At 59.0% G+C, this 25,096-nt stretch carries 22 protein-coding genes and 1 tRNA gene; 10 read left to right on the top strand and 13 right to left on the bottom strand.

Translation table 11 applies throughout. The features are described 5' to 3' along the window. Positions 1-35: 35 nt before the first annotated feature. Both A3OQ_RS0120415 and bioB read right to left on the bottom strand, forming a co-directional pair. Complete coding sequence (locus A3OQ_RS0120415) at positions 36-311, bottom strand: hypothetical protein (protein ID WP_026596064.1); 276 nt, start codon at positions 309-311, stop codon at positions 36-38. Positions 312-578: 267 nt separating this feature from the next. Then, positions 579-1,559, bottom strand: a complete 981-nt coding sequence (gene bioB, locus A3OQ_RS0120410) for a biotin synthase BioB (RefSeq protein ID WP_020177305.1) — start codon at positions 1,557-1,559, stop codon at positions 579-581. An 80-nt stretch (positions 1,560-1,639) separates the two neighbouring features. Between bioB and A3OQ_RS0120405 the strand changes: the two genes are divergently transcribed. Continuing rightward, the gene (locus tag A3OQ_RS0120405; protein ID WP_244427213.1) at positions 1,640-2,359 is read left to right on the top strand and encodes a sulfate transporter family protein; all 720 of its coding nucleotides are present in this window, start codon (positions 1,640-1,642) and stop codon (positions 2,357-2,359) included. An 11-nt stretch (positions 2,360-2,370) separates the two neighbouring features. Here the strand turns inward: A3OQ_RS0120405 and A3OQ_RS0120400 are convergent, their stop codons facing one another. Next, the gene (locus tag A3OQ_RS0120400; RefSeq protein ID WP_026596063.1) at positions 2,371-3,375 is read right to left on the bottom strand and encodes a complex I NDUFA9 subunit family protein; all 1,005 of its coding nucleotides are present in this window, start codon (positions 3,373-3,375) and stop codon (positions 2,371-2,373) included. A gap of 145 nt (positions 3,376-3,520) precedes the next feature. On the opposite strand from A3OQ_RS0120400, the gene A3OQ_RS0120395 reads away from it, so the two are divergent. Then, positions 3,521-3,605: transfer RNA gene (locus tag A3OQ_RS0120395), tRNA-Leu, on the top strand. 302 nt (positions 3,606-3,907) lie between these two features. On the opposite strand, the gene A3OQ_RS23200 is transcribed toward A3OQ_RS0120395, so the two are convergent. Further along, positions 3,908-4,225 carry an ArsR/SmtB family transcription factor gene (locus tag A3OQ_RS23200; RefSeq protein ID WP_020177302.1) on the bottom strand — a complete coding sequence of 106 codons (318 nt, stop codon included), beginning with the start codon at positions 4,223-4,225 and terminating at the stop codon, positions 3,908-3,910. Positions 4,226-4,457: 232 nt separating this feature from the next. Between A3OQ_RS23200 and A3OQ_RS0120385 the strand changes: the two genes are divergently transcribed. The 5 genes from A3OQ_RS0120385 to A3OQ_RS0120365 all read left to right on the top strand — a co-directional run bounded on the left by A3OQ_RS0120385 (position 4,458) and on the right by A3OQ_RS0120365 (position 10,737). Next, positions 4,458-5,750: an NAD(P)/FAD-dependent oxidoreductase gene (locus A3OQ_RS0120385; RefSeq protein ID WP_020177301.1), complete on the top strand. Its 1,293-nt coding sequence runs from the start codon at positions 4,458-4,460 to the stop codon at positions 5,748-5,750. 44 nt (positions 5,751-5,794) lie between these two features. After that, entirely contained in the window at positions 5,795-5,998 is a 204-nt protein-coding gene (locus A3OQ_RS0120380; RefSeq protein ID WP_020177300.1) for a YgaP family membrane protein, read from the top strand. A 78-nt stretch (positions 5,999-6,076) separates the two neighbouring features. Continuing rightward, positions 6,077-7,102, top strand: a complete 1,026-nt coding sequence (locus A3OQ_RS0120375; protein WP_020177299.1) for an efflux RND transporter periplasmic adaptor subunit — start codon at positions 6,077-6,079, stop codon at positions 7,100-7,102. Then, positions 7,099-10,326: an efflux RND transporter permease subunit gene (locus tag A3OQ_RS0120370; protein ID WP_020177298.1), complete on the top strand. Its 3,228-nt coding sequence runs from the start codon at positions 7,099-7,101 to the stop codon at positions 10,324-10,326. The genes A3OQ_RS0120375 and A3OQ_RS0120370 overlap by 4 nt, the downstream gene beginning before the upstream one ends. A gap of 45 nt (positions 10,327-10,371) precedes the next feature. Further along, positions 10,372-10,737, top strand: a complete 366-nt coding sequence (locus A3OQ_RS0120365; RefSeq protein ID WP_020177297.1) for a carboxymuconolactone decarboxylase family protein — start codon at positions 10,372-10,374, stop codon at positions 10,735-10,737. 154 nt (positions 10,738-10,891) lie between these two features. Here the strand turns inward: A3OQ_RS0120365 and A3OQ_RS0120360 are convergent, their stop codons facing one another. After that, entirely contained in the window at positions 10,892-11,224 is a 333-nt protein-coding gene (locus A3OQ_RS0120360; protein WP_152428549.1) for a hypothetical protein, read from the bottom strand. A 206-nt stretch (positions 11,225-11,430) separates the two neighbouring features. On the opposite strand from A3OQ_RS0120360, the gene A3OQ_RS23830 reads away from it, so the two are divergent. After that, entirely contained in the window at positions 11,431-13,287 is a 1,857-nt protein-coding gene (locus A3OQ_RS23830) for a protein kinase domain-containing protein (RefSeq protein ID WP_020177295.1), read from the top strand. 430 nt (positions 13,288-13,717) lie between these two features. Here A3OQ_RS23830 and A3OQ_RS0120350 read toward each other — a convergent pair whose 3' ends face one another. The 6 genes from A3OQ_RS0120350 to A3OQ_RS23185 all read right to left on the bottom strand — a co-directional run bounded on the left by A3OQ_RS0120350 (position 13,718) and on the right by A3OQ_RS23185 (position 20,795). After that, positions 13,718-14,044 (bottom strand): c-type cytochrome, encoded by a 327-nt coding sequence (locus A3OQ_RS0120350; protein ID WP_020177293.1) that lies wholly within the window; start codon positions 14,042-14,044, stop codon positions 13,718-13,720. Between the two features lie 273 nt (positions 14,045-14,317). Then, a complete protein-coding gene (locus A3OQ_RS0120345) occupies positions 14,318-16,681 on the bottom strand; it encodes a tetratricopeptide repeat protein (protein ID WP_020177292.1) in 2,364 nt (787 codons plus the stop codon). Continuing rightward, positions 16,678-17,013, bottom strand: coding sequence for a hypothetical protein (locus tag A3OQ_RS0120340; protein ID WP_020177291.1), 336 nt, complete (start codon positions 17,011-17,013; stop codon positions 16,678-16,680). The genes A3OQ_RS0120345 and A3OQ_RS0120340 overlap by 4 nt, the downstream gene beginning before the upstream one ends. A gap of 18 nt (positions 17,014-17,031) precedes the next feature. Next, a complete protein-coding gene (locus A3OQ_RS0120335) occupies positions 17,032-18,654 on the bottom strand; it encodes an arylsulfatase (protein WP_020177290.1) in 1,623 nt (540 codons plus the stop codon). A 187-nt stretch (positions 18,655-18,841) separates the two neighbouring features. After that, a complete protein-coding gene (locus A3OQ_RS0120330; RefSeq protein ID WP_152428548.1) occupies positions 18,842-19,858 on the bottom strand; it encodes a SphA family protein in 1,017 nt (338 codons plus the stop codon). Positions 19,859-20,018: 160 nt separating this feature from the next. Beyond that, a complete protein-coding gene (locus A3OQ_RS23185) occupies positions 20,019-20,795 on the bottom strand; it encodes an extensin-like domain-containing protein (protein WP_020177288.1) in 777 nt (258 codons plus the stop codon). A 137-nt stretch (positions 20,796-20,932) separates the two neighbouring features. On the opposite strand from A3OQ_RS23185, the gene A3OQ_RS0120320 reads away from it, so the two are divergent. After that, positions 20,933-21,334 (top strand): group III truncated hemoglobin, encoded by a 402-nt coding sequence (locus A3OQ_RS0120320; RefSeq protein WP_244427211.1) that lies wholly within the window; start codon positions 20,933-20,935, stop codon positions 21,332-21,334. An 89-nt stretch (positions 21,335-21,423) separates the two neighbouring features. Here A3OQ_RS0120320 and A3OQ_RS24955 read toward each other — a convergent pair whose 3' ends face one another. Next, the gene (locus A3OQ_RS24955; protein ID WP_051116060.1) at positions 21,424-21,645 is read right to left on the bottom strand and encodes a hypothetical protein; all 222 of its coding nucleotides are present in this window, start codon (positions 21,643-21,645) and stop codon (positions 21,424-21,426) included. Between the two features lie 54 nt (positions 21,646-21,699). On the opposite strand from A3OQ_RS24955, the gene A3OQ_RS0120310 reads away from it, so the two are divergent. Further along, positions 21,700-24,102 (top strand): ATP-dependent helicase, encoded by a 2,403-nt coding sequence (locus A3OQ_RS0120310; protein ID WP_051116059.1) that lies wholly within the window; start codon positions 21,700-21,702, stop codon positions 24,100-24,102. Between the two features lie 67 nt (positions 24,103-24,169). On the opposite strand, the gene A3OQ_RS23180 is transcribed toward A3OQ_RS0120310, so the two are convergent. Continuing rightward, positions 24,170-25,012, bottom strand: a complete 843-nt coding sequence (locus A3OQ_RS23180; RefSeq protein ID WP_152428547.1) for an alpha/beta hydrolase — start codon at positions 25,010-25,012, stop codon at positions 24,170-24,172. Between the last annotated feature and the right edge of the window lie 84 nt (positions 25,013-25,096).

Here is a 25,096-nt window from a genome sequence, read left to right as displayed (position 1 = left end):
CTAAACTGTGTCCACGCCGGCGGCTTCGCGGGCCTTCACGACGCCTTTCCTGCCATCAGCGCCAGCCAGTTGAGCCAGCCATTTTGATCGGACGTCTCGCAATTGCGGTCGATCCAGGCATCAAGCTCATATCTGTCGAAACGCTCGCATTGCGCGTCCCGATCCGCGGTCGTCGGGAGAACGGGGCAGGTCTTGAGAAAGGCCGAAGTCGTGAGACCGCAATAGGTTGCCGCCTGCGTGCGCGTGAGGAGTCGCGGCCAAAAGGAGCCAAACTCCGGCCCACCGCTCGAAACGGTCGGAAATGCGATCAATCGGCCCAATCTGCTCCTCCCCGCAATGTCTTGTCTGGACGTCGATTCTGAATTGCGATCGCTTCGTCTGGCGTGCGGCCATTCATAAGACCAAGTCTTAAGACCGCTGCTTCGAAATGTTATAAACAAACAGATACGCGTCTCATTTTCCAATAGCTCATGCGAGGCCAGAGTCACGTTCAATAGAGAACACTTCAGAGAAAATTCGCTGCGTGTTGCTGCCGGGTATCGCCAGGCGGGGCGCCTGAAACGCTCTCGGACGTAGCGTCAGCGTGGCGCCAAGCCGGCGAGTGCGGCGAAAAGCGCATTATCCGCATGGACTTCGGCATTAGGCGTCGTCAGCAGCGTCTCGCCATAGAAGATGGAATTGGCACCTGCAACCATGCAGAGAATCTGCGTCTCGCGGGAGAGATCGGAGCGGCCCGCGGAGAGCCTGACCCGCGCCTTCGGCATCAGGATGCGCGTCGTTGCGATCATGCGCACGAGATCGAGCGGATCGACGCGCTCTCTTTGCCCCAGCGGCGTGCCGGCCACGGGCACAAGCGCATTGATCGGGACGCTTTCGGGATGCGGATCGAATGCTGCGAGCACGCGCAGCATGGCGGCGCGATCGGCCGTGCTTTCGCCCATGCCGATAATGCCGCCGCAGCACATTTCTATGCCGGCGCCGCGCACGGCGGCAAGCGTCTCAAGACGGTCGTCATAGGTTCGTGTCGAGATGATCTCGCCGTAATAGTCCGGCCCCGTATCGAGATTGTGATTATAGGCGGTAAGCCCCGCCTGTTTCAGCCTTTGGGCCTGGCTCTCGTTAAGCATGCCCAAGGTGACGCAAGCCTCCATGCCGAGCGCACGCACGCCTTTCACCATATCGAGCACGGCATCGAATTCCGCGCCATCGCGCACCTGGCGCCAGGCGGCGCCCATGCAGAACCGGTCGGCGCCAGCGGCGCGGGCTAGCTTCGCCTTCTCCAGCACGTGATCGACGCGCATCAGATCGGCGGCCTCGATATCGACGTCGCCATGGTGTGAAGACTGCGGACAATAGCCGCAATCTTCGGGACAATGACCCGTCTTGATGCTGAGCAGGCTCGCCTTCTGCACGTCGCCGACATCCTGATGCGCGCGATGCAGCGCATTCGCTCTTGAGATCAGCTCGAGCAAAGGTAGATCATGGATGGCGAGAATCTCCTCGACCGTCCAATCATGGCGGAAGGAAAAATGCGCTCTGTCGTCGGTGCCGTCGTGCAAGTCTATTCTTTCAGGCTTGGAATGGCTTAGGGCTTAACGGGCCTTTTCTCCGGGGTCAATCGAGGGCGTGGACACCACAATTGCCGCGCTTGCCGGCTTTGTTAAACCTGGGTGAGATGATGATCGATGCCGCGACCGAAGCTTTGATGCAAATGTTCACGCCGCCCTTCCGGGCCGTGCTCTACAAAACCTTGGGCCTGACGCTGGTGCTTCTCGCCCTGGTTTTCGTTGCCCTCGACAAGTTCATCATCCATTTCATCGCGCTGCCCTATCCCTGGGCGAACACGCTGCTCTCGGTTTTGACCGGGATCGGCCTTGTCGTGACATTGGCATTCGTCGTGGCGCCGACCTCCTTCGTCGTCGCAGGGTTCTTTTTCGACGAGTTGGCCGAAGAGGTCGAGCGCGAGGCGCAAGGTCCGGTCGGCAGGGCGCCCCCGGTCGGGGACACGGTCTGGCTCGCGATCAAATTCGCTCTGGTCGCTGTGCTCGTGAACCTGATCGCGCTTTTGCTGCTTCTCGTGCCGGGTGTGAACGCCGTCGCCTTTTTCGGCGCCAATGCCTATTTGTTCGGGCGCGGCTATTTCGAATTATCCGCCTTGCGCTATCTGCCGATCGCCAGGGTGCGCCGCCTGCGCCAGCAGAATGTGTTGAGACTATTCGTGGCCGGGCTTTTCATCGCGGCCTTCTTGTTGGTGCCGATCCTCAATCTTTTGACGCCGCTGTTCGCCACGGCTTTCATGGTGCGGATCTCCAAGGATATTTTGAAGCCGGAGCTGGTGGCGGGACAGGCGGGCGTTTGACCGTCGTCGCCTCACGCCACCTTTGGGTCCGCGAATTGTCCGGTCTTGCGGAAGCGGTAGAGATAGGTCGGTACGATCGACTCATAGGAAGTCGGCGCGATGCCGAGCCCGGCCAGAACGCGGCCCTCGGCCTCCGCCTCGGGCGAGACCACATTATCGTGCCGCAGCAATTCGATCTGATCGCGCGTGACGTGGAAGGCTGAGGGCAAAAGCCCCAATGACAGCGCCGACGCGATTTCGCTGCCGAATCCAACGAGTTTCGCAAGCCCGAAGGGCAAAGGCAGAAGCAGCCGCTTGCGGCCGGTCACAGTGAGCACATAGGCCATGATCTCGTGCATTGTCGCCACGTCCGGGCCGCCGAGTTCATAAAGCTTGCCGCAGGCCTTCTCATCGAGGCTCGCCGCGACGGCCGCGCCGACATCGCCAGCATAGACGGGCTGGAGCCGCGTCTTGCCGCCGCCGATCAGCGGCAAGGCCGGCATCAACTGCGCCATTGTGGCGAAGCGGTTGAAGAAATCATCTTCCGGTCCAAAAACCACGGACGGCCGCAGGATCGTGGCGCCAGGAAAGGCTTGACGCACGGCTGCTTCGCCTTCGGCCTTTGCTTTGGCATAGGCAGAGGCGGAGCCTGGATCGGCGCCGATCGCCGACATTTGCACGAAATAACGGGCGCCGGCCGAAGCCGCTGCCTTTGCGACGGCCTCTGCGCCCTTATGCTGGATGGTGTCGAAGGTCTGCGCGCCGGAGGGGCTCAAAATGCCGACGAGATTGATGACGCCATAGGCCTCCCGCACGGCGGCGGCGATCGAATCAGGGTAGCGGATATTGGCCTGGACCGCGTGGATCTGGCCGACTTTGCCGGCCGGTTGCAGGAAAAAGGCGAGATCCGGACGCCGCGTCGCAACGCGCACCCGCCAGCCGGCTTGTGCGAGCGCGCGCACCACATGGCGGCCGACAAAGCCCGAGCCTCCGAAAACCGTGACGAGGCGGTCTGTTTTCAGCTGATATTCGGCCATGCTATTGGCTCCGGAAGAGCAGGGATGCCGCATCCTTTAAGCGAGACCAAAACGCCTGTACAGGGCTTCAACCGGGCTTGGCATCACAAGCCTTGCGCCCGTGCTCATTGACAAGGAATGGCATGGCCTTTTAAGGACATGGCATGCCCTGGTGGCGGAATTGGTAGACGCGCAGGTTTCAGGTACCTGTGGTGAAAGCTGTGGAGGTTCGAGTCCTCTCCAGGGCACCAAGTAATCGCCGAATAGTAGCGTTAATTCAAGTGCTTAAGGTGCTGCAGTAGCTCTCAAGGTGATACTTGAGGTGATCCACTGCGGCAAAAATCATTTTCCATGATGGCCGCATCACCGGTGCGAACGCATTTTATTGCGAAACCCGACGGCACTTATTTCTATCGGTGCCGTGTCCCGGCGAACCTCAAAGCTCCATCCGGTCAAACCCAAATCCGCCTCAGCCTCAACAAGGAACGTTGCCGGGTCGCTTGCCGCGACTGCCGGATCCAAGATGTTTTTGGCCCGGTTCAGGCTCGATCCTTTAACGTGCACCTTTCTTCCGAGGTGATGGGCAGAAGGCCGCATGCAGGGCTTCAACGATCGTCAAAACTTCCGGACGAATGATACGATAATAAACCGTCGTGCCCTCGCGTCGCGCCTCTACCAATCCGTCTGCCCGTAGTCGCATCAGCTGCTGCGACATTGGCACCTGATCGATTTCGAGTTCTTCACGAAGCTCGGCGACCGACATTTCTTCTTTTCCAAGAGCGCAAAGCACGAGAAGCCGCTGCGGATGCGACAAACTGCGCATCAGCTCAGCAGCCCTTTCGGAGGCCGGAATCATATCCTGTACATTCATAGACTTGAATTTATAATATTTGAATGTTAAACGTCAAGCCTGGCACCGAGAGGGATGGTCTCGCGAGTGTCAGCGCAGCAGCACGCAGCAGAATCTCATCGTGACAAAGCCTCATCGTGAATGGTGTCAGATCGAATAATTGGTAGCTCAGCGCTGTAAGATCCGCATGCTATCTCAAGAGCTTCGATTGTCGTGGGACTGTGCGGCAGATGGAAAAGGGCGGGGTAGCTTCATGGCACGAATTGTAATTCTCGGCGCTGGTCTCGGCGGAACGATTATGGCCTATGAAATGAAGAATGAAATGAGGCCCATCGATGACCTGACCGTCGTAAGTCTCGGAACGACCTATTCCTTCGTGCCGTCAAATCCGTGGGTGGCAGTCGGTTGGCGTCAACCGAAGGACATCTCCGTCGATGTTTCGAGCGCCTTTGCAAGACGCGGGATCAAGCTCCGGCCTGAAGGCGCAAAGAGAGTTCTTCCTGCGCAAAATCTCATCGAACTCAACGACGGCAGTATCCTCGACTATGATTATCTCGTCATTGCTACCGGTCCGGATCTCGCCTTCGACGAGGTGCCGGGCTTGGGACCCGATGGTCATACGCATTCGATCTGTCAAACCAATCACGCGCTCGATGCGAAGGCAGCTTTTGAGGCCCTGCTGAAAGCGCCAGGACCTATCGTCGTCGGGGCGGCGCCCGGAGCGTCCTGTTTCGGTCCGGCGTATGAATTCGCCTTCATCCTAGACACCGCGCTGCGGCGCGCCCGCACGCGCGATCGCGTTCCAATGACCTTCGTGACGCCCGAGCCTTATATTGGCCATCTGGGGCTTGATGGCGTCGGAGATACGAAGGCCCTTCTGGAGAGCGCTTTGCGTGAGCGCCACATCAAATGGATTACCAATGCGCGCGTGATGAAGGTCGAGCCCGGCCATATGATCGTCGAAGAGGTGAATGACGAAGGGACGGTCAAAAGCACGCAAGACTTGCCTTTCGCCTTTTCGATGATGCTGCCCGCCTTCCGGGGTGTGCCGGCGGTGCGTGGCATAGGAAGCCTCACCAATCCGCGCGGATTCGTAACGATCGATAAGCACCAGCGCAACGAGGCCTTTCCAAATGTCTTCGCGGTCGGCGTCTGCGTTGCCATTCCGCCAGTCGGAAAAACGCCGCTACCCGTGGGCGTTCCCAAAACCGGCTTCATGATCGAGTCCATGGTGACGGCAACTGCCAAAAACATTGGCGCGCTGCTCCGCGGCGCAGCCCCGCGCGCAGTCGCAACATGGAATGCCGTCTGCCTCGCGGATTTCGGCGACCAAGGTATTGCCTTCGTCGCCCAACCGCAGATCCCGCCACGCAACGTCAACTGGTCGGCGCAGGGCAAATGGGTGCACGCCGCCAAGGTCGGCTTTGAGCGTTATTTCCTCCACAAGATCCGTCAGGGCAAGAGCGAAACCTTCTACGAGAATTTCACGCTCGATCTCCTTGGGATCAAGAAGCTCAAGGACATTCAAATCGAGGCCGCCGAATAGACTTTGCGGTAGGTGCAATGAAAGAGCGGCGAAAGGAAAATCACATGAATATCGATCGTGCCGTCCTGATGTTCGCAGGCCTGATGGTGCTTCTGTCGCTGGCTCTCGGTTTCTATGTATCGCCATATTGGTATTTGCTCACGGCCTTCGTTGGCTTGAATCTGATTCAGGCCTCGTTCACCGGCTTTTGTCCGGCAGCGCTCATTTTCAAGAAGCTCGGCTGCAAGTCGGGTGTTGCCTTCGAATAACGAAGTACGCCGGTTCATTTTGGCGAATTTTCAGCGGCGTCGATATTCGGCGCAGCTCCAGACAACCCGTGAAAGATCATGATCCGTTTTCGTATTTTTGTCTCGGCTGCCGTGCTCGGGCTTCTTAGTGCTTGCGTGCCGCCTGCGGTGGCTGAGGAATTCGTGGCCAAGAGCATCGTTGTGCCTGAGCTCAAGGCGGTCTTCGGGCAGGTCGAGAGCTACACGATATTGCCGGCGCGCGCCCAGATTGGAGGCACGCTCCGCGAAATCACTGTACGCGAAGGTGATGAAGTCAAGGAAGGGGTGGTCATTGGTCGAGTCGTCGATGACAAGCTCGCTTTGCAGCTCAATGCCGCCAACGCAAAGCTGACGGAGCTCAACTCTCAGCTTTCGAATGCGCAAAGCGAACTCAACCGGCGGCAACAGCTTTTTGCCCGCGACGTCGCGAGCCAGGCCCAAATCGATCAAGCGCGAATGGGTTATGAAGTTGCTCTTAATCAAGTGAAAGCAGCCCAGGCCGATAAGGAGGTGGTCGAGCAAAGGACACGCGAAGGTGACGTTCTTGCTCCCCAGACCGGGCGCATTCTGACAGTGCCCGTCAGGGTCGGTTCCGTCATTCTCGCGGGTGAAGAAATCGCGCGTATCGCCAGCGGCCAATATTATCTGCGGCTTTCCCTGCCCGAGCGCCACGCGATTGACACGAAGGAGGGTGCAACCGTCCTCATTGGTCAACGTGGCGTCTCTCCGGCAAAGGGCGGAGACATGGCAAAGGCCCGAGAGGGCCGCATCGTGAAAGTGTATCCGGAGATCATTGCCGGCCGGGTCATCGCCGATGTCGATGTGGCTGGACTCGGCGACTATTTCGTTAACGAACGCACTCTGGTTTGGGTTCCGGTCGGTACGCGCACGGCCATTGCCGTACCTCCCGAGGCGGTCACGACGCGGCACGGCATAGACTATATCCGCGTTGCGACGCCGGATGGTTTGCTCGATGTGGCCGTGATCCTCGGCGAAGCCTTTCTGATTGACGGCAAGCCGCGCCTCGAGATCCTGACCGGATTACGGGACGGCGATCCCGTCGTGCTGCCGGACACAGCAAGATGAAGCTTGGAATCGCCGGCAACCTGACGCGGGCCTTTATTGCTTCACCGCTCACGCCGCTCTTTTTGCTCGCGGCATTTGCATTGGGCCTCGTCGCTCTTGTCACCTTGCCAAGAGAAGAAGAGCCGCAAATCTCCGTGCCCATGGTTGATATCCGCATCGAGGCCAATGGGCTCAAGGCGGAGGATGCTGTTAAGCTCGTCACGGAACCGCTTGAGACGATCGTCAAGAGCATCGACGGCGTCGAACATGTCTATTCACAGACGCAAGACGATTCTGTCGTCGTAACCGCCCGTTTCCTGGTTGGGACGACATCGGACGCTGCCATACTGCGCGTGCACGAGAAAGTGCGCGCGAACATGGACCGCATCCCGCGCGGCATTCCCGAGCCTCTGATCGTCGGCCGAGGAATCGACGATGTCGCGGTCGTCGTCGTCACCTTGATGCCGACCGAAGCCGCCGCGGCTCGCTGGAGCGAGAATGGCCTTACCCGGCTTGCCCGCGAGTTGCAGGTCGAAGTGGCGAAACTGCCGGATATAGGCCTCACCTATATCGTCGGAGAGCAGCCGGAGGAAATTCGCGTCGAGCCAGATCCCGAGAAGCTGACCCTCTACGGCATTACGTTGCAACAGCTGGCGGCCAAAATAGAAGGCGCCAACCGCTCCTTCGAGTTGGGCCGCGTGCGTGAGGCTGAGGAGCAACGGGTCCTTGTCGCAGGCCGGACGCTTCAAACTGCTCCTGAAATCGGCAACATGTTCATCACGGCCCGCGATGGGCGGCCCGTCTATGTGCGCGACGTCAGCACGATCACGCTTGCTACGGAGGCAAATGAGACGCGCGTCAGCGACGTGCGCAAATTCGCCGGCGGACTTGCGCGCCGCCCCGCGGTATCGCTCGCCATAGCCAAACGGCCCGGGACCAATGCGGTCGTGATAGCCGATGCGATCATGCGCCGTCTGGAAGCGGTGCGTGGTCAGATCTTTCCGCAAGATGTCGAGATGACGGTCTCGCGTAACTACGGCGAAACGGCCAATGAAAAAGCAAATGAATTGCTTTTTCATCTCGGGCTGGCCACGATCTCCATCGTTTTGCTCGTTGCCGTTGCGATCGGCTGGCGTGAGGCGCTCGTCGTCGCCGTCGTCATTCCGACAACAATTCTTCTGACGCTTTTTGCGTCTCGTATTATGGGCTACACGCTTAATCGCGTCAGCCTTTTCGCTCTTATTTTTTCGATCGGTATTTTGGTCGATGACGCGATAGTCGTCATCGAAAATATTGCCCGGCACTGGGCGATGCCGGACGACAGACCGCGCGCACAATCGGCAATCGAAGCTGTTGCGGAAGTCGGTAATCCGACCATCGTCGCGACACTCACGGTTGTCGCTGCGCTTCTTCCAATGCTTTTTGTGTCTGGCATGATGGGCCCCTACATGAGCCCGATCCCGGCCAATGCCTCAGCCGCTATGTTCTTTTCCTTTTTCGTCGCGGTTGCCGTGGCACCATGGTTGATGCTGAAAATCGCCGGCAAGAGCCGCATGCCGGCACATCGGCCCGGCGGACAAAACAGCGGGTGGCTCGGCCGCGCTTATGTCGCAGTCGCGCGGCCGATCCTCAAGACGCGAGCGCGCGCCTGGACCTTTCTGCTCGTCGTCGGCTTCGCGACCTTGGCTTCGCTCGGCCTGATCTACACTAAGAGTGTCACGGTCAAACTTCTGCCCTTCGACAATAAGACCGAGCTTCAAGTTGTCGTCGACCTGCCGAATGGCGCCTCCGTGGAGGATACGGACCGGGCGTTGCAATCGATGGTCGATAGGTTGGCGGACATGAAAGAGATTGTTTCCTTCCAAACATATGCCGGGACGGCGGCGCCTTTCAATTTCAATGGCCTTGTGCGTCACTATTATCTTCGGTCCGAGCCGCAGCAAGGCGACATAGCCGTAAACCTTGTCCCGAAGGATGATCGCAACCGGCCGAGCCATGCTATCGCACTTGAGATGCGCGAGCGGTTGAAGGGGCTTGATCTACCGGCCGGGACAGTCGTGAAAGTCGTTGAGCCGCCGCCGGGACCTCCGGTCCTCGGCACCCTCCTCGCTGAAGTCTACGGTCCGGACGGCGACACGCGACGCGCCGTCGCGGCCAAGGTCCGCGAAACTTTTGCCAGCGTGCCTTTCATCACGGATGTCGACGACAGCTATCACAATCAATCGACGCGCGTGCGGATCGCGATCGACCAGGACAACCTTGAATATTACGGCGTGGAGCAAAGCGACGTTTATGATGCGATCCGCGCCTTTTATCACGGGTCGACAGTCGGCTATTCGCATCGCGGTGGTGGCCGGCAGCCCATTCCTATCCGCATAGCTCTATCCAAGAGCAAGGAGGTGGTAAACGCGAGCACCCTTACAACGCCAGTTCCAGCGAATGCCTTGCCCGGCAATCGCGGCGTGGTGGAACTCGGCGATGTCGTGACCGTAACGCGCGAGCCCGCATCCTTTCCGATTTTTCGTCATAACGGCCGCGCCGCGGAAATGGTCACCGGCGAACTCGCCGGTCAATTCGAGGCCCCGATTTACGGCATGATCGCAGTCGACGACGCGATCGCCAAGGCGGATTGGGGCGTTGTGCCGAAGCCAACGATCGCCCTGCATGGTCAACCCGACGACGAATCCCATCCAACACTCTTATGGGATGGCGAGTGGGAAGTGACCTGGGTGACGTTTCGCGATATGGGCGCTGCTTTCGCCGTTGCGATTTTGGGCATCTATATCCTCGTCGTCGCGCAATTCGGCTCGTTCAAGCTGCCGCTCGTCATCCTGACGCCGATCCCGCTGACTTTGATCGGAATCATGCTCGGCCATTGGGTGTTCGCGGCGCCCTTTACCGCAACGTCGATGATCGGCTTCATCGCGCTTGCCGGCATTATCGTGCGCAATTCGATCTTGCTCGTCGATTTCATTCGCCACGCGCGCACGCCTGACCGGCCCTTGATCGACGTGCTCTTGGAGGCCGGTGCCATTCGTTTCAAGCCGATCCTGCTCACAGCCCTCGCTGCGATGATCGGTGCGGCCGTCATTCTCGCCGACCCGATCTTCCAAGGGCTCGCTATTTCTCTGCTCTTCGGGCTTGCGTCGTCGACGGCGCTCACCGTGCTTGTCATTCCGGCGATTTACGTGGCGCTGCGCAGCGAAAAGCAGCCGAAGCAACGCACTGAACTACCGGCGGCCTGATATGCCGGTTCCGACAACACTCGCTTGAATGGCAGGAGACGAGACATGCGCAAGGACTATAAATCGATTATAGGCGATATCGGAGCCTATGCGGGCGAGTTACGAAAGCTCATTCCCGAAACGATGAGCGGTTTCGCCGCGATGAGCAAAGCGGCGACGCAGCCCAAAGTATTAGATGAGAAAACCAAGGAAATGATCGCGCTCGCGCTCGGTGTCGCGGCCCATTGTGATGGGTGCCTGGGCTTTCATGCGAGAACGCTGGCTCGCCTCGGCGCATCGCGCGAGGAAATAGCCGAAACCCTTGGGATGGCCATTTACATGGGAGGCGGTCCATCGTTGATGTATGCGGCGGATGCGCTGCGTTCATTCGATCAGTTCGCGCAAACGCAGACTCAATCGACTCCCTCGTGACGTTGGACCGCCACTAGGCGATCTTGAGTCGAACGAATGCCGGAACCATACCAAGCCAAGACAATGCGAAGGTAGCCGCTGCAGTCAACGTGCCGGCGATTGTTAGGGCCGGTAAAGGCGTCATGATCTCCGGCAGGCTTCGCCGACAGGGCTCTCACGTTTCTGGATCGTCTCGTTCAACGCTCACCGGATCGGGCTCATCGGCGAAACTATGCGGCCGGCGAAAACGGATCCGGACAGGTTGACCTGACTGGGGCTGAATGCCAGAAAATAAGCTCGCCGGAATGCCCCCCTGAGCCGGCAACATCAAATCGGAACTCGGCGGGGCGAGCCGCGCCGGTTGGGGCATCGCATAATCGATGCAAAAGACCGCAGATCCGGCGATGAGTGCGGTAGCGCACAGCACCGCCAGCGCCAATTCCGCTATTTGACGAAGCATTTTTTGATCGGCTTCGTATGAAGCTGATAAAGAAACCCAGGGTGGCAAGAATATCTGCCGACGGCGGCCTTACGCTAGACTTGAGGTCCCGGGGCGTAACGTATCGCGGCGGGAAGATCGCCTAAAACGGGATAGATCGCGCGTCTGGGCTTTGCAGGGTGGCGTCTTCTTCCGGCTATTACATCTTGTTGCTGATATTATGTTACGAAGCGTCGAAATATCTTACCGTTTATACGTGACTGAAGCGTCGCCTCATGAAAACCGCCCCGGGACCGGACAATCTCGAACATGTTTATGCCCTGCCGAACGGGGGCTTTCTGCACGAGTATGAAATCCGCTCCGTTTTGGGCCATGGCGGCTTTGGAATAACGTATCGCGCTTTTGATACGTTGTTGAACGAGTTTGTCGCGATCAAGGAATATCTGCCGTCTTATCTCGCGGTGCGTTTCACGAATAAGACCGTCGGCCCCAAAACCGAGATGGATGCGGAAGCCTACAAAAAAGGTGTCGACGCCTTTTTGAACGAAGCGCGGACGATCGCGCGTTTCCGCCACCCGAACCTCACTCAGGTCCGCCGCTATTTCGCACTCAACGGCACAGGTTATATTGTTCTGAATCTGGAAGAAGGTGTCTCGCTCGACAAAATTCTCGCGCAGGGTCGCTTGCCCGAAAAACAATTGCGCGAGGTTTTTTTCGGCGCGCTTGCGGGCCTTGAGATCGTCCATAATGGCGGCGTCCTCCACCGGGACATCAAGCCGAACAATATAATTGTCCGGCCAGACGGCAGCGCGGTTCTGATCGATTTTGGCGCCGCGCGGGATTTCAAGGCCCGGCAAAGCATGACGACGATCATGTCGCCCGGCTATGCCCCTCCCGAGCAATATGGCGAGGGCGGCGTGCAAGGCTTCTACACGGATTTCTATGCGCTTGGCGCAACGGCCTATCAGTGCATTACGGGCAAAAAGCCGGATGATTCCCTTTATCGGATGCAATTGTCGCGGGCCAAGGCAGATCCTTTGGTGCCGGCGGAAAAGGCGGGTCTTGGGAATTACGAGGCTTCGTTCCTTCGCCTGGTCGATTGGACCTTGCGTCTCAATGAAAATGAACGCCCGCAGACAGTCGCGGAGATCCGCAAATATTTTGACTCCCTCAACCGTGAGAAACCCAAACCCAGACCGAAGCCCAAGGCTCGGCCTGCGCCATGGAAACCGGTCGCAGCGGCACTCGCTGGTTTGTTTTTGGTCGGCGGCGGAATTTATGCCGGCACGCGTTTTTTCGAGCCCGAAAAGCCGCTCCTGGCGGAAACGCCCAAACTCGTGCATCCGGCAAATGTGAACGAGCTATCGCATCTCGCCAATCTTCTTCATGCGGCAGGCTATGATCGAACCAAGCTCGACGCGTTTCAAACGGAATGCGGTCCTCAATGTCCGGACGATTTGACTGCCGAGTTCCAGAAGCAGATGCGTCTGCTCGATAAGGAGAGACAGCAATTCGATGCCGCGCGCGATAATGCAGATGAATTGAAAGCCTATGTTCAAACCTGCGAGGCTTGCGAATTCAAAGGGCTCGCCGAAAAGCGCCTCAACGCGAAAACCGCGCATGGCGAGGACGTTGCGGTCGACGATCCCGGGCTGCTGAACGAAATCAAAGATCGGCTCTTCGAACAGAATTTCAACCCGGGAAATCCGGGGTCTCAGGAAATGACCGACGCGATACATGGGTTCGAGACCAAGGCCGGTCTGCCTCTGTCGGATCAGCCGACTTTGGGATTGCTGCAGAGCCTTCGTGATGCGGCGGCGCTGGGCCCTTGGGCCGCGATCGTCTACGGCCGGGAGGTCGATAAATGGGGCATGTCGTGGAATGCCAATTCCCGGCGTGAGGCGCTGGCCGAAGCGAAGGCGCGATGCGGGTCGGACAAATGCGTCGCGCAGCAGAGTTTTTTCGCGCACCGCTGCGGCGCGCTTGCGCAATCGCCGAAAAGCTGGGCCATCAGCTGGCGGACCGATGAGACGCTGGCCCATCGCGCGGCTCTCGAAAGATGCGAAAAGAACGGAGCGTCCTGCCGTATCGTTGCCGCGGTCTGTTCCGATGGGTCGGGACATATCCCATGAGAGTTGAGAATAGGGGTGAAAATCATGCGAAACATTTCGACCGGTATGTGCTTTTTATTCTTAGCTCTCAGCCTTGGCCTCATCGAAACACGGCCTCTCTTCGCCAGCCCACGATCATCCGCGACGGGAGGCGTGGCACGTTTCGATGGATATTGGAGCGTGTCGGCGCGCGGTTCCTGTGCTTCGGGGGCCTCCGGGCAAGTCACCATTTCCGCCGGCCGTGTATTTGACAGCAGCGGCGCCGTCATCGGCATTGTGAGCCCGAGCGGTGCGGTCAGTACGCAGGCCAGTTTCAACGGCACGACGATTGTCGGCAGAGGGCGGATCAGCGGCCGCTCGGCCTCGGGCACGTTCCGCCAGTCTGACGGCTGCTCCGGGGGATGGAGCGCGGTCAGGTATTAGCGGTCTCACGTCATTAGGATTTGCCGCCTCACAACGTCTTTAAATAGGCGATGAGATCATTGATCTGGTCGCCGTCGAGGCGCCATTCGGGCATGGATGGATGCCCTGTCCGGATGCCTTCGGCAAAAGACTCGGCGAGATCTTCCACCGGGTAGCGCTCGTGCAAGGTGCGAAACGGCGGCGCCTCGTTCAGAGGCGAATCGCCTATCTTTCCGATAGCGTGGCATTTGGAGCAATTGGTCCGCGCGAAATTGAAGCCGCGTTGCGCGTCGGGGTCCAGCGCTTGCGCCGGCGACATGCCCGTGAGTGCCAGAATGGGAAGAATGCTCAGCAAGAGAATGCTACGGCGGATCATTAAACCTCCCTGACAGTTGACACCTGCCGATTGAGGAGCGCATCGCATGCCGCTCCCATATAAAGATAACATGGCCCGATCGCGAAAGCTTCGCGTTGATACGGATCAACCTAGAGCATGATCCCGAAAAGCCGCAGCGTTTTCGAAAATAAAATTGTGCCTTAGACACGATGATTTTGGACTGAATCAGTCCAAAATCATGAAACGTGATTGATTCAATAAGTTAGAGCGGGATGCGGGCGCAAAACCGCTTACACTTTTGCTCATCCCGCTCTAGGGAAGCTGGCGCCGCAATTCCTCGATCATATGGGGAAGATTGGCATCATCGGGCGAAATCCGGGCAAGATGCTCGGCATTTTCAAGCGCGGTCCCAATATCGCCGTCCGACCGGCTGAAGTTGACCATGGCTGACAGGAGTTCGCGGCTGTCTGGATGCTGCCCGAGGGCATCTTTCAGGACGGCTAGCGCCTCCTTGCTGCGCCCGCTCGAATGCAAGGCCACGGCATAAACATAGGTAAATCGCGCCTGATTCGGGTCGAGTTCGGCGGCGCGCTGCAATTCGGCCAGTGCCGCGCCGCTTTGCTTCATCCGCACCAGCGTCAAGCCGAGCGCATGGTGAAGCCCGGCATCCCCGGGCGCGATAGCGATCGTGGCGCGCAACAGGCTCAGGCCTTCATCGTCGCGCCCGAGGCCGCGGTAGAGATCGGCGAGATTGGTGGCGGCGGGCGCATATTGCGGGCTCAGTCGCAAGGCCGCTTTCCATTCGGTCTCGGCTTCGCTGAGGAAGCCGCGCTTTGCAAAAAAGCTGGCGAGCATGCTGCGCGCTTCGGGCCGGTCGGCGTTGAGGCGCTGGGCGGCGACGAATTCACCGGCGGCATGCGCGAAAGCCGCGCGGTCGGCCGGAGGCTGGCTGGCTGTTGGGACAGTCGCGAGCAGTGAAGCGGCCTTGATGCGCACGCCCCGGCTTTCATCGGAAAGCAAAGATGCGACAAGCGGCCAAAGCTGCTGAGCGGGAAGACCTTCGAGCATCTCCAAAGCGCCGATACGGACCATCGGGTCGGGGTCTTTGAGACCGTTTCGCGCCGCACCGGCATTGGATCGCGAGACATGTGAGGACAGAGCCTCCAAGGCGCCGGTCCGCGCAAAACCCGGCGTATCGCGATCGGCGGCGACGGCTACAAGCAGGGCATCGGCATCGGCCTGATCCGCGAAGGCTGCGTGGAAGGCTTCCGCGTAATGCTGAAAGCCTTCGCACTTCGGTCCAAACCAGTGCTCGATTGCGGTAGCCGCCCATGCGGGCGATTTCTCCGCGTGACAGCCATTGCAGACATTGGACGTGCCGAGGCTCACCGAAAGATCCGGGCGGGGAATACGAAAGCTGTGATCGTGCCGTCGATCGACGACCATGTAGGTGCGCTCCGGCATATGGCACGATGCGCAGGTGAGCGCGGGCGTCCCGCCTTCATGATGCGTGTGAGCTGCGGTTTCGTAGCGATCTCCGGCATGACATTGCAGACATGTGCCGTCGCCGGACATCCGCAGCTTGCCGCTATGCGGCTCGTGGCAATCGCTGCATGTGACGCCCTTCGCAAACATCTTGCTCTGCTTGAACGCGCCGTAATTATAGACCTCGTCGCGCATCTGCCCGTCGGCTTCGAAGAGCCCGCGGGTGAGGCCCGATACGGCATGCGTATCCGAGAGCCAGCGCCCCGGAGTCCAATCCTCTGCAAATGCGCTGCGCCGCGCGTGACAAAGCCCGCAGGTCTCGAGCTCCTTGCGCAACATCGCCGGTGCGGCACTGCGACGGGGCAGGCCGGTCGCGGGATCGGGCTGCCAAGCGATCCCATGCCGCTCATCGAAACGCACCAAAAGCCCCATGGCGGCGTCATCCGAGGCGGCGGGATCTTGCTTCCGCGCCCAGGCGACATGGCGCGAGCCTTGCCCATGGCAGGCCTCGCAGCCGACGCTGATTTCCGCGAAATGGGTGGCGAAGCGATCGCTCGCCGCATCGTAATTCTTGACGACGCCGGTCGAATGACATTCGGCGCACATGAAATTCCAGTTCTGGTTCAACTTGGTCCAGTGCAGCACATCGTCGTGCTTTATGGCGTCATCTGGATAGAGATGAAACCAGCGCTGGCCGCCTTTTTCCTTCGGCCGCGTGTCCCAGGCAAACGGCAGGGCCTGCACGCGTCCATCTGGAAATGCGACGAGATATTGCTGAAGAGGCTCGACGCCGAATGTGTATTTGATTTCGAATGTGGCAAGCTTTCCGTCCGGCCCGTCGGTCTCGACTAGGAACCTGCCGTCCTGGCGGAAAAACCGCGACCGCGTGCCGGAATAGTCAAAGCTCCGATCGGCAAAATCGCCCTTGACCGTCGTATCGCTTGCGTGGTCCATCGCGTGTCTGTGCTGCGACGTTTGCCAAAGCTGTGCTTCGGCCCGATGGCACTGGCTGCAGGTTTCGCTGCCGACAAAATGCGGTGCGGCAGAGGCGGTGGTACTCTGCGGCTCGGCATGGAGCTGTTGAAAAACAAAGCCTGCGATGAGCACGAGCAGGGCTGCGCCGATCGCACCGGCCCAGGCTGTCGCTTTCGAAAGCCTGGCGGAGGAACCGTCGCGACCCGCCGCTGTCACTCAAGACCGAGCAGATATTTTGCCTTGTCGAGTGAACTCATGCATTCGGCTTCTTTTCCCGCAGCATCCAAATCCTTGGCTTTGCTCAAGACGAGTTCGACGCTATCGGCCGCGTTGTTCTGGGCCTTCGCAATGGATTCGGGCGTTGGTTGATGGTGGAGCTGAGCGCCGATGGATTGACGCCCCGTCGGCCCGACGAAAGCACGCGGCACGGTCGCGGTCGCCAGCTTCTGAAGTTTGGCGATCTCTTCGCTGCAGGTTCCGGCATTCGCCGCCATGGGTTGAAAACTCATAAAAGCGACGAGCAGAGTTCCAAGGGTTTTATGAACCATGTTGCACCTTCCTTACGCTCACTGGCTGTGTAACTTTTTCTGCGCGGCTTCGATCTGCTGCTTCACCGTCTCCATGTTGAAGCTGGCCCCTTTTTGCATCGGCGGATATTCGATGAAGGTCTGGGCATAGATCCCGACTTCTTTCTGCACATAGACGAAGCGCCAGAATTCGTGGACGAAGAAATCATAATAAGAAAGCGATCCGTTGGTCGCGGTCGGCATGCCAAGCCGCTCGAGCGGATCGAGCCGCAGATTGATGATATTGGGCCAATCCAATTTCACCGTGCCGCCGAGCCAGCCGTTCGGTTGATCGATGAAACGATATTTGTAATCGTCGATGCGAACCGCGCCTAAAGTGCTTTCGGCGAAATAGAAGATTTCATGCCGGTTGGAGGGGCCTTTTCCGGTGATCAGACTCGTTTGATCATAGCCGTCGAGATGGACCTTGTAGGTCACGTCGCCGAGCTTTTTGCCTTGCAGGAGTTCGCTGGCGATGTTGGAATCGCCCGCCACGGAAACGAAGGTCGGAAACCAATCCAGGCCCGATATGATCGCGTTCTCGATCTTTCCGGCAGGTACATGGTCCGGCCAGCGTATGATCGCCGGGACCCGCATGCCGCCTTCGAGCACCGTGCCCTTGCCGCCTGCGAATGGCGTATTGCCGCCGTCCGGCCAAGTGAAATTCTCGGCGCCATTATCGGTCGAGAAAACCACGATCGTATTCTTGTCGAGCCCGCCGTCCTTGAGCTTCTTCATGACCGAGCCGACGATATCGTCGAGCTGAGTCATGCCGCTTTCCTCGGTGTAATAGCCATTCTCCGGCGTCTCCACCGCTTGATATTTCGGCGAGAGATGCGTGATGATATGCATGCGGGTGGGATTGAGCCAGACGAAGAACGGCTTCTTCTGCTCGACCGCCTTATCGATGAATTGGAAGGAGAAATCGAGGATCGCGTCGTCGACGGTCTCCATATTGTATTTTATGCCTTGCATCGGATGCGGCGGCAGAGGCCCGGCGTCTTCGATGCGCTGTTTGCCGATCTTGCCCCAGCGCGGCTGCTCGGTCGGATCGTCCGCGTCGCTCGCCCATGTGTGCAAGAGGTTGCGCGGCCCGACGGTATCTTTGAGCGCCGGCGGATAGGAATGCCAGAATGGGTCCTCCATCGCATCGAGGTGATAGAGGTAGCCGAAAAATTCGTCGAACCCATGCACGGTCGGCAGATATTTGTTGAGATCGCCGAGATGATTCTTGCCGAATTGTCCGGTCGCATAACCCATAGCCTTCAAGGCACCGGCAATCGTCGGCGCTTCTGCCGGCATGCCTATATCGGCACCGGCCTGGCCGACCGTGGTGAGGCCGGTGCGGATCGGCAGCTCGCCGGTGATGAAATTGGCGCGCCCGGCCGTGCAGCTCGGCTCCGCATAATAATCCGTAAAGCGCATGCCTTCCGCGGCCAGTTGGTCGAGGTTTGGCGTTTTGCCGCCCATGATACCTTGATTATAGGCGCCGATGTTGAACCAGCCCACATCGTCGCCCATGATGAAAATAATATTGGGCTTTTGAACTTGCGCCTGCGCCGAGACCGCCGCGACAAAGAGGCCGGCGGCAACGCCGCACGTCGATCGTAAAAATGCGAGCATTTTCGTTCTCCCTTGATCGAGGGGTCGTGGGCAATCCAAACGTCAATGCGCAGGCGGATTCGGACATAGGCCAGCGCTAATTAGAAAATATTCGCTGCTTTGCAGACATGTTTACACAATCGATATGAACATGATTGCGATGGTAAATCGCTACATATTTCCGCTGAATGCGCTCTTTTCCCATCCGCTATTTCGTAACCATGGGCTTTGGCGTCTCGCTCGGCGGTGCCGGCGTAATCGAGAATGTAAGCCAGAGATCCCAGCCATCCGGCCGGTTTCTCGCGGCGAATTCCTTATAGGCTTTCAGATTTATGTAGCCTTGATGGTCGCCGACCGGAAAGATGAAACCGAGCTGCGGTCCTAAGCCTATGACGCGCGACTCGAAGGCGCCGACGCGATTACCTGCGCCGCCATCGGCCGATATCTGATCGTAGACATAGCCGACGACACCCGCTTGCACCTGTTTTGTTATGAATTGCGAGGCGGCCCAATCGAGATGAAAATCGACGCCGCTTCTGACATCGGTCGTCGGATTGATGAAATTATATGTAAGACCGCCGACTGCCGAAAACTCATGTCCGGTCTGCGGATCGAAATAGGTGTAGCCAAGGCCTCCATCCACCGCGCTATGTCCGAGGCCGAGATTGGCGAGGCGTTGTGCATTATAATTGCCGACCGGCGCGTCTCCGGTGACATAGATCATGATATTATTGGTGCCCATGTTCCAGCGCAGTAAGGCCTGAGGATAGAGGTCCCCGACGCCTGTGACACCCTCGTTGCGGCCGCCGCCCATGAAATTGCCCATTGGGCCGGTCAGCTGCGCCGATGCCGATACATCGGCGTTTCCAACCACGCTCATCATGCCGACGGTGAATTGCCCGCCGAAAACAGGCGTTTCGAAAACATAGCTCGGAATGATGATGGCCAGATCGCCGGTCGCGGCGACACCCGCGACGATCGAGACTCCGTGCTGGAAGGAGATGTTGCGGCCAGCTTCCACACCCGTGTGGTAATAGATGGTTGCGAGCGCGGGGCCGGGCTGTTGCGGCACCGCGGCGAGACTTCCAAAAAGGCCCGGAAGCCAAAAGCTGACACCGCTTTCGTCCGCCACGGCGGCAGCCGGCGCCAAGATGAAAGCGCCAAGGCATAGACCCGAAGCGAAGGCTCTGCTGCTGGAATGCCGTTTGAACGCTAAGCGATTCATGCCGGCCTCCATTTCGGATCCTGGCCTCTATGCGACGCGCTTGAAACAATGTGCCTATGGCGATGTGATTCGCGCAATAGCAAATGAAGCCGACCGCCGTCAGTGTTTCAACGCAGCTGCCTTGCACGACGCAAACGGATGTTGCGTCCTTGCGGTGGCCTTACTTCAAATCCCATTGGCAGATTTTATAGCCGCTGTGCCGCTCGGCGAGATCCACATGGAGGTGGCTCTCGTGGTAACCGTCGGAGCCGGGACCGAGCACGGTCATGAACCTCGCACAGCTCGCGCTCTTCAATGAGGACATGAAATCGCGCGCCTCGGTTTGACGGTCGAGCATAAGCTTTTGACCATTGTGCAGCGCGACACCCAACAGATCATAAGCATTGCCTTTTCCGTGCTCGCTGAGCTTCGCGCCCTCCACGCGATTGCGCGGCCGGCATTCGTAGCCTTCCGACCCGATGAGTTTCGAAAGGCCGCTGCCGGTCTTTTCGGCGAGCGGCGCGATGTCGTCGCGCACCCAATCGCCGAGTGCTTCGGCAAGCGTGCAACGGATTGTGGCCGGCGGTTCAAGCAACACATGGGTGCCATCCGCGAGCACCACCGCAGCGAGTTTGACCGGCGTTGCGATGCCGCAGCCTTCCGATCCGCCGATGGGCGCGATAGAGGTCGCGACGAGTCTGGCGCTGGCGAGCACGCGCGCGCAGGCGGGATCGGGGGCCGTTGTTTCAGGTTGCGCCGGCGCATGCTCCGCTTCGGGCGGCGGTATGAGATCGGGCGGCCGTTTGGGCGGTAGAGGTATCTCGAGGCCAGGCGCAAAGAGTGAACGGGGTGGATGAATCCGGTATCGTGCATGCGCAGGCACGATACCGATCAGGCTCGCAATCAGAACTGACGCGGCAATGCGACCGTTGAAAGAAACCCGCTTCGCGAGGATCATCCCACTTTTCCCTTGCGACTGCGGTTGTGACGGACTTGGTTTGCTTGCCCCGCTTCAGCTGCGGCAAAACGCCTGACGTAAGGGATCGGTTCTTATATATAATTAGATACAAGTGAATATGTCTGAGGGTCTTGGCCGTGACGGAAGCTGAAACGATTGAGATGGAACAGGCCATCACGAATCTGGTGCGAGATTTCTATGCCAAGGCCCGCAAGGATCCAGACCTTGGACCGATCTTCAATGCAGCCGTCGACGATTGGGATGTGCATTTGCGCGTCGTTGCGAATTTCTGGTCGAAGGTTCTGCTGCAGACCGACCGTTACAACGGCCATCCCTATGTCGCTCACGTGAAACTGCCGATCGAGCTCGAGCATTTCGGCATTTGGCTGAAGCTCTTCACCGAAACGGCGAACGAGGCTTTGCCGCCCGACTATGCGGAAAAGGCCATCGCCAAAGCCCACCATATGGCCGAAAGCTTCCGCGCCGGACTTTTTCCGTTCCATGACCAAGAGGGCAGGCCCTCGCGCTGCCCGGTCTGAGGATACCGCTTACGCCCTATAGATGTGGCGCGGCCGAGCTTAGGGCCGCGCGGACAAAGGCGTTTCCCCGTTTATAGGGAAACGGCCGCTCATCCTGCCTCGACAGGGCCGCGCTGAAGCCCCACATTGGACAGATGATTCGCTTTTTGTTCGTCTAGAGCGGGATGAGGAAAAGTGTGCAGCGGTTTTCCGCCCGCATCCCGCTCTATTCCCTTAGGATCGATCACGATGATTTTGGATTGATTCAATCCAAAATCATCGTGATTTGGGCGCATAATGGCGGCTACGTCTGAATCTTTGTTTTGGCGCATGATCTTGACCGAAAAGTTTGCAGCTTTTCGGAATCGTGCTCGGGAGCGCGCAGCTTGACCAAATCCTTTGCCAGAGCGGAGCAGAAGGCTGCCGAGCCGCATGCCCTGCAAGAGGGCGGGATCGCGGCACGGGCGCGGGCCGCGTCCGGCCATGCCCGCTATCTCGACGGGCTGAATGCCGAGCAGCGCGAGGCTGTCGAGGCGACCGAAGGCCCGGTACTGGTGCTGGCCGGTGCCGGAACCGGCAAGACGCGGGTGCTGACGACAAGGATCGCGCATCTTCTGGCGACCGGCCGCGCGCGGCCGCATGAAATTCTCGCCGTGACCTTCACCAATAAGGCCGCGCGCGAGATGAAAGACCGCATCGCTTTTTTGGCGGGTCCTGTCGCCGAAGGCATGCCCTGGCTTGGGACCTTTCACGCCATATCGGCCAAGATCCTGCGCCGCCACGCCGAGCTGGTCGGGCTGAAATCCGATTTCACGATTCTCGATACGGATGATCAGATCCGGCTTCTGAAACAGGTTTTGCAGGCCGCGGATATTGACGACAAGCGCTGGCCGGCGCGCTCGCTCGCCTATCAGATCGATGCCTGGAAGAATCGCGGGCTCACACCGGCGCAGGTGCCGGCAGGCGAAGCGCAAGCCTTCGCCAATGGCAAAGGCGGCGAGCTTTACGCGCATTATCAGGAGCGGTTGAAAATCCTGAATGCCACGGATTTCGGCGATCTCATGCTCGAATGTCTGCGGCTCTTCCGCGAGAACGCGGATGTGCTCAAGACTTACCAAGAGCGCTTCCGCTATATGCTCGTCGACGAATATCAGGATACGAACACGGTCCAATATTTGTGGCTGCGGCTGCTCGCGCAGGGCCGTCACAATGTCTGCTGCGTCGGCGACGACGATCAGTCGATCTATGGCTGGCGCGGCGCCGAGGTCGACAACATCCTGCGCTTCGAAAAGGATTTTCCCGGCGCGAAGATCATCAGGCTCGAGCGCAATTACCGCTCGACCGGCCATATTCTCGCGGCAGCCGCCAATCTTATCGCGCATAACGAAGGCCGTCTCGGCAAGACGCTCTTCACCGACGATGTCGCGGGCGACATGCCGACCGTCACGGGTGTCTGGGATTCGGAGGAAGAGGCGCGCGGCATCGGCGAAGAGATCGAGCGCCTGCAGCGCAAGGACATGAGCCTCGACGAAGTCGCCATTCTTGTCCGTGCTTCGTTTCAGATGCGCGAATTCGAAGAGCGCTTCATCACGCTCGGCCTGCCTTATAAGGTGATCGGCGGTCCGCGTTTCTATGAACGCGCCGAAATCCGCGATGCGCTTGCCTATCTGCGCTGCGTCGCGCAGCCTGCCGACGATCTCGCCTTCGAGCGCATCTTCAATGTGCCGAAACGTGGTCTCGGCGATGCGACTTTGCAGCTTCTGCACGATCATGCCAGGCGCGCCCGCATTCCCTTGATGCAGGCCGCGCGCAACATGATCGAGACGGAGGAATTGAAGCCGAAGCAGAGGCAGACGTTGCGCGGCCTCCTCTCGGACTTCGACCGCTGGGCAAGCCTCATCGATCAAAAGCCGCAGGGCGAATTGGCCGAGACGATCCTGGAGGAATCCGGCTATACCGACATGTGGCAGAAGGACCGCACGGCGGAAGCCGCGGGCCGGCTCGAAAACTTGAAAGAGCTTGTGCGCTCGATGGAGGAGTTTCCCGATCTTGGCGCCTTCCTCGAGCATATTTCGCTGGTCATGGACGTCGACAATAAGGACGCGGGTCCACGCGTTTCCATCATGACGCTGCATGCCGCCAAGGGTCTCGAATTCGAGACCGTCTTCCTGCCCGGCTGGGAAGAAGGCCTGTTTCCGCATCAGCGCTCGCTCGATGAATCCGGCCGCGCCGGATTGGAAGAAGAACGCCGGCTCGCCTATGTCGGGTTGACGCGCGCTAAGCGCATCGCGAAAATCTATTTCGCAACCAATCGCCGGATTCACGGGCTCTGGCAGACGACGATTCCCTCGCGCTTTTTGGACGAGCTTCCAGCCGATCATGTCGAGGTCGTCGAAGCGCCGACAGGCGCGGCCTATGGCGGCTATGCGCAATCGCGCTTCGCCAATATGGACACCTATACGTCCTCTTACGCGACGCCCGGCTGGCAGCGCGCACAGCGTCGTACCGGCGGCTCGGGCGCTGAGGAAGAGCAAAGCACGTTCAACGGCGCGGCACCGCGCCGCGCCGCTGCCAAAACGCAGACGCGGCCTTCGCGCGGTCCGATGACGATCGAAGGCGAGCTTGTCGCCAAATCCTCCGTCGGCTCAGCCTTCGAAAAAGGCGTGCGGGTCTTTCACATCAAATTCGGCTACGGCAAGGTCGCGGCCGTCGACGGCAATAAGCTCACGGTCGATTTCGACAAGGCCGGCCGCAAGATGGTGCTGGAGAGTTTTCTACAGCCGGGCTGACTGTGGATAGGCTGTTGAAAACCTGTCGAGCGCTTGTGGATTACCTGTGAACAAAAGTCCGAGCCTTTTATCGATCCTGCGATGAACTGCGGATCGCATTGGCCGGGTGAACATTGGCATCGAGCCATTGCACGACCTTTTGCCAAACCTCCGGCTTCCCGAGCATGACATGCCCGGCGCCGGGAACCTCGATCAAGGTCTTCGGTTCGTTGGCGAGATCGAAAAGCGCTTTGCCAAAACGCAGCGGAATCATTTCATCGTGCATGCCATGCGCGATCAGCACCGGCACATGAATTTTGCCGATCAGCTTGTCCGAATGATATTGGTCCCACATCAACAGCCGTAACGGAAACATCCAATAGGTTGCCGAGGCGACATCAAGGGTCGAGGTATAGGGCGAATCCAGAATGAGCGCGGCCACAGGCTTCTGCGCGGCGAGGGCGACGGCGACGCCAGTGCCAAGCGATTCCCCCACGACGACGATACGATCCGGCGTGTAGCCGAGCTTTATGGCCTCAGCATAAGCGGCATCGGCATCGAGGTGCAGGCCCGCTTCCGTAGCGGTGCCCGTCGAGCCGAAATAGGAGCGATAGGCGACGGCGAGCAATCCTCTGCCATCCTCGGTCATAGGTATGAAGCGCTCGACCCGATCCGAAAGGCCGCCGCCATTGCCCTGAAAATAGAGAAACAGCATTTTGCCGCTTTCGGCCGGCACATACCAGGCGACCAGATTTTCTTTATCCGCCGTCTCGATATGCAGCACTTCGGCCTTCGGAAAACCCGCGGCGGCCGGCGTCATCGTCTCCTGGACCGGAAAATAAAGCAGCGTGCGCTGCACCCATGTCAGGCCGATCATAGTCGTGACATAGACCAAAGCCACGATCGCCAAGATCCAACAGGCGATCTTCATCTCAAGGCTCCGCCGGTTGGAGAGGTTTGCGACGCCTTCCGCACAAAGCATGCCGAAAAAGGTGATTATGCATACGGGCTGGCC

Origin of the sequence: Methyloferula stellata AR4, assembly GCF_000385335.1 — a bacterium.
In the GTDB taxonomy this organism is placed as follows: domain Bacteria; phylum Pseudomonadota; class Alphaproteobacteria; order Rhizobiales; family Beijerinckiaceae; genus Methyloferula; species Methyloferula stellata.
Note: the sequence above shows the minus strand (reverse complement) of the source record. Positions and strands in the feature narration are given on the sequence as shown.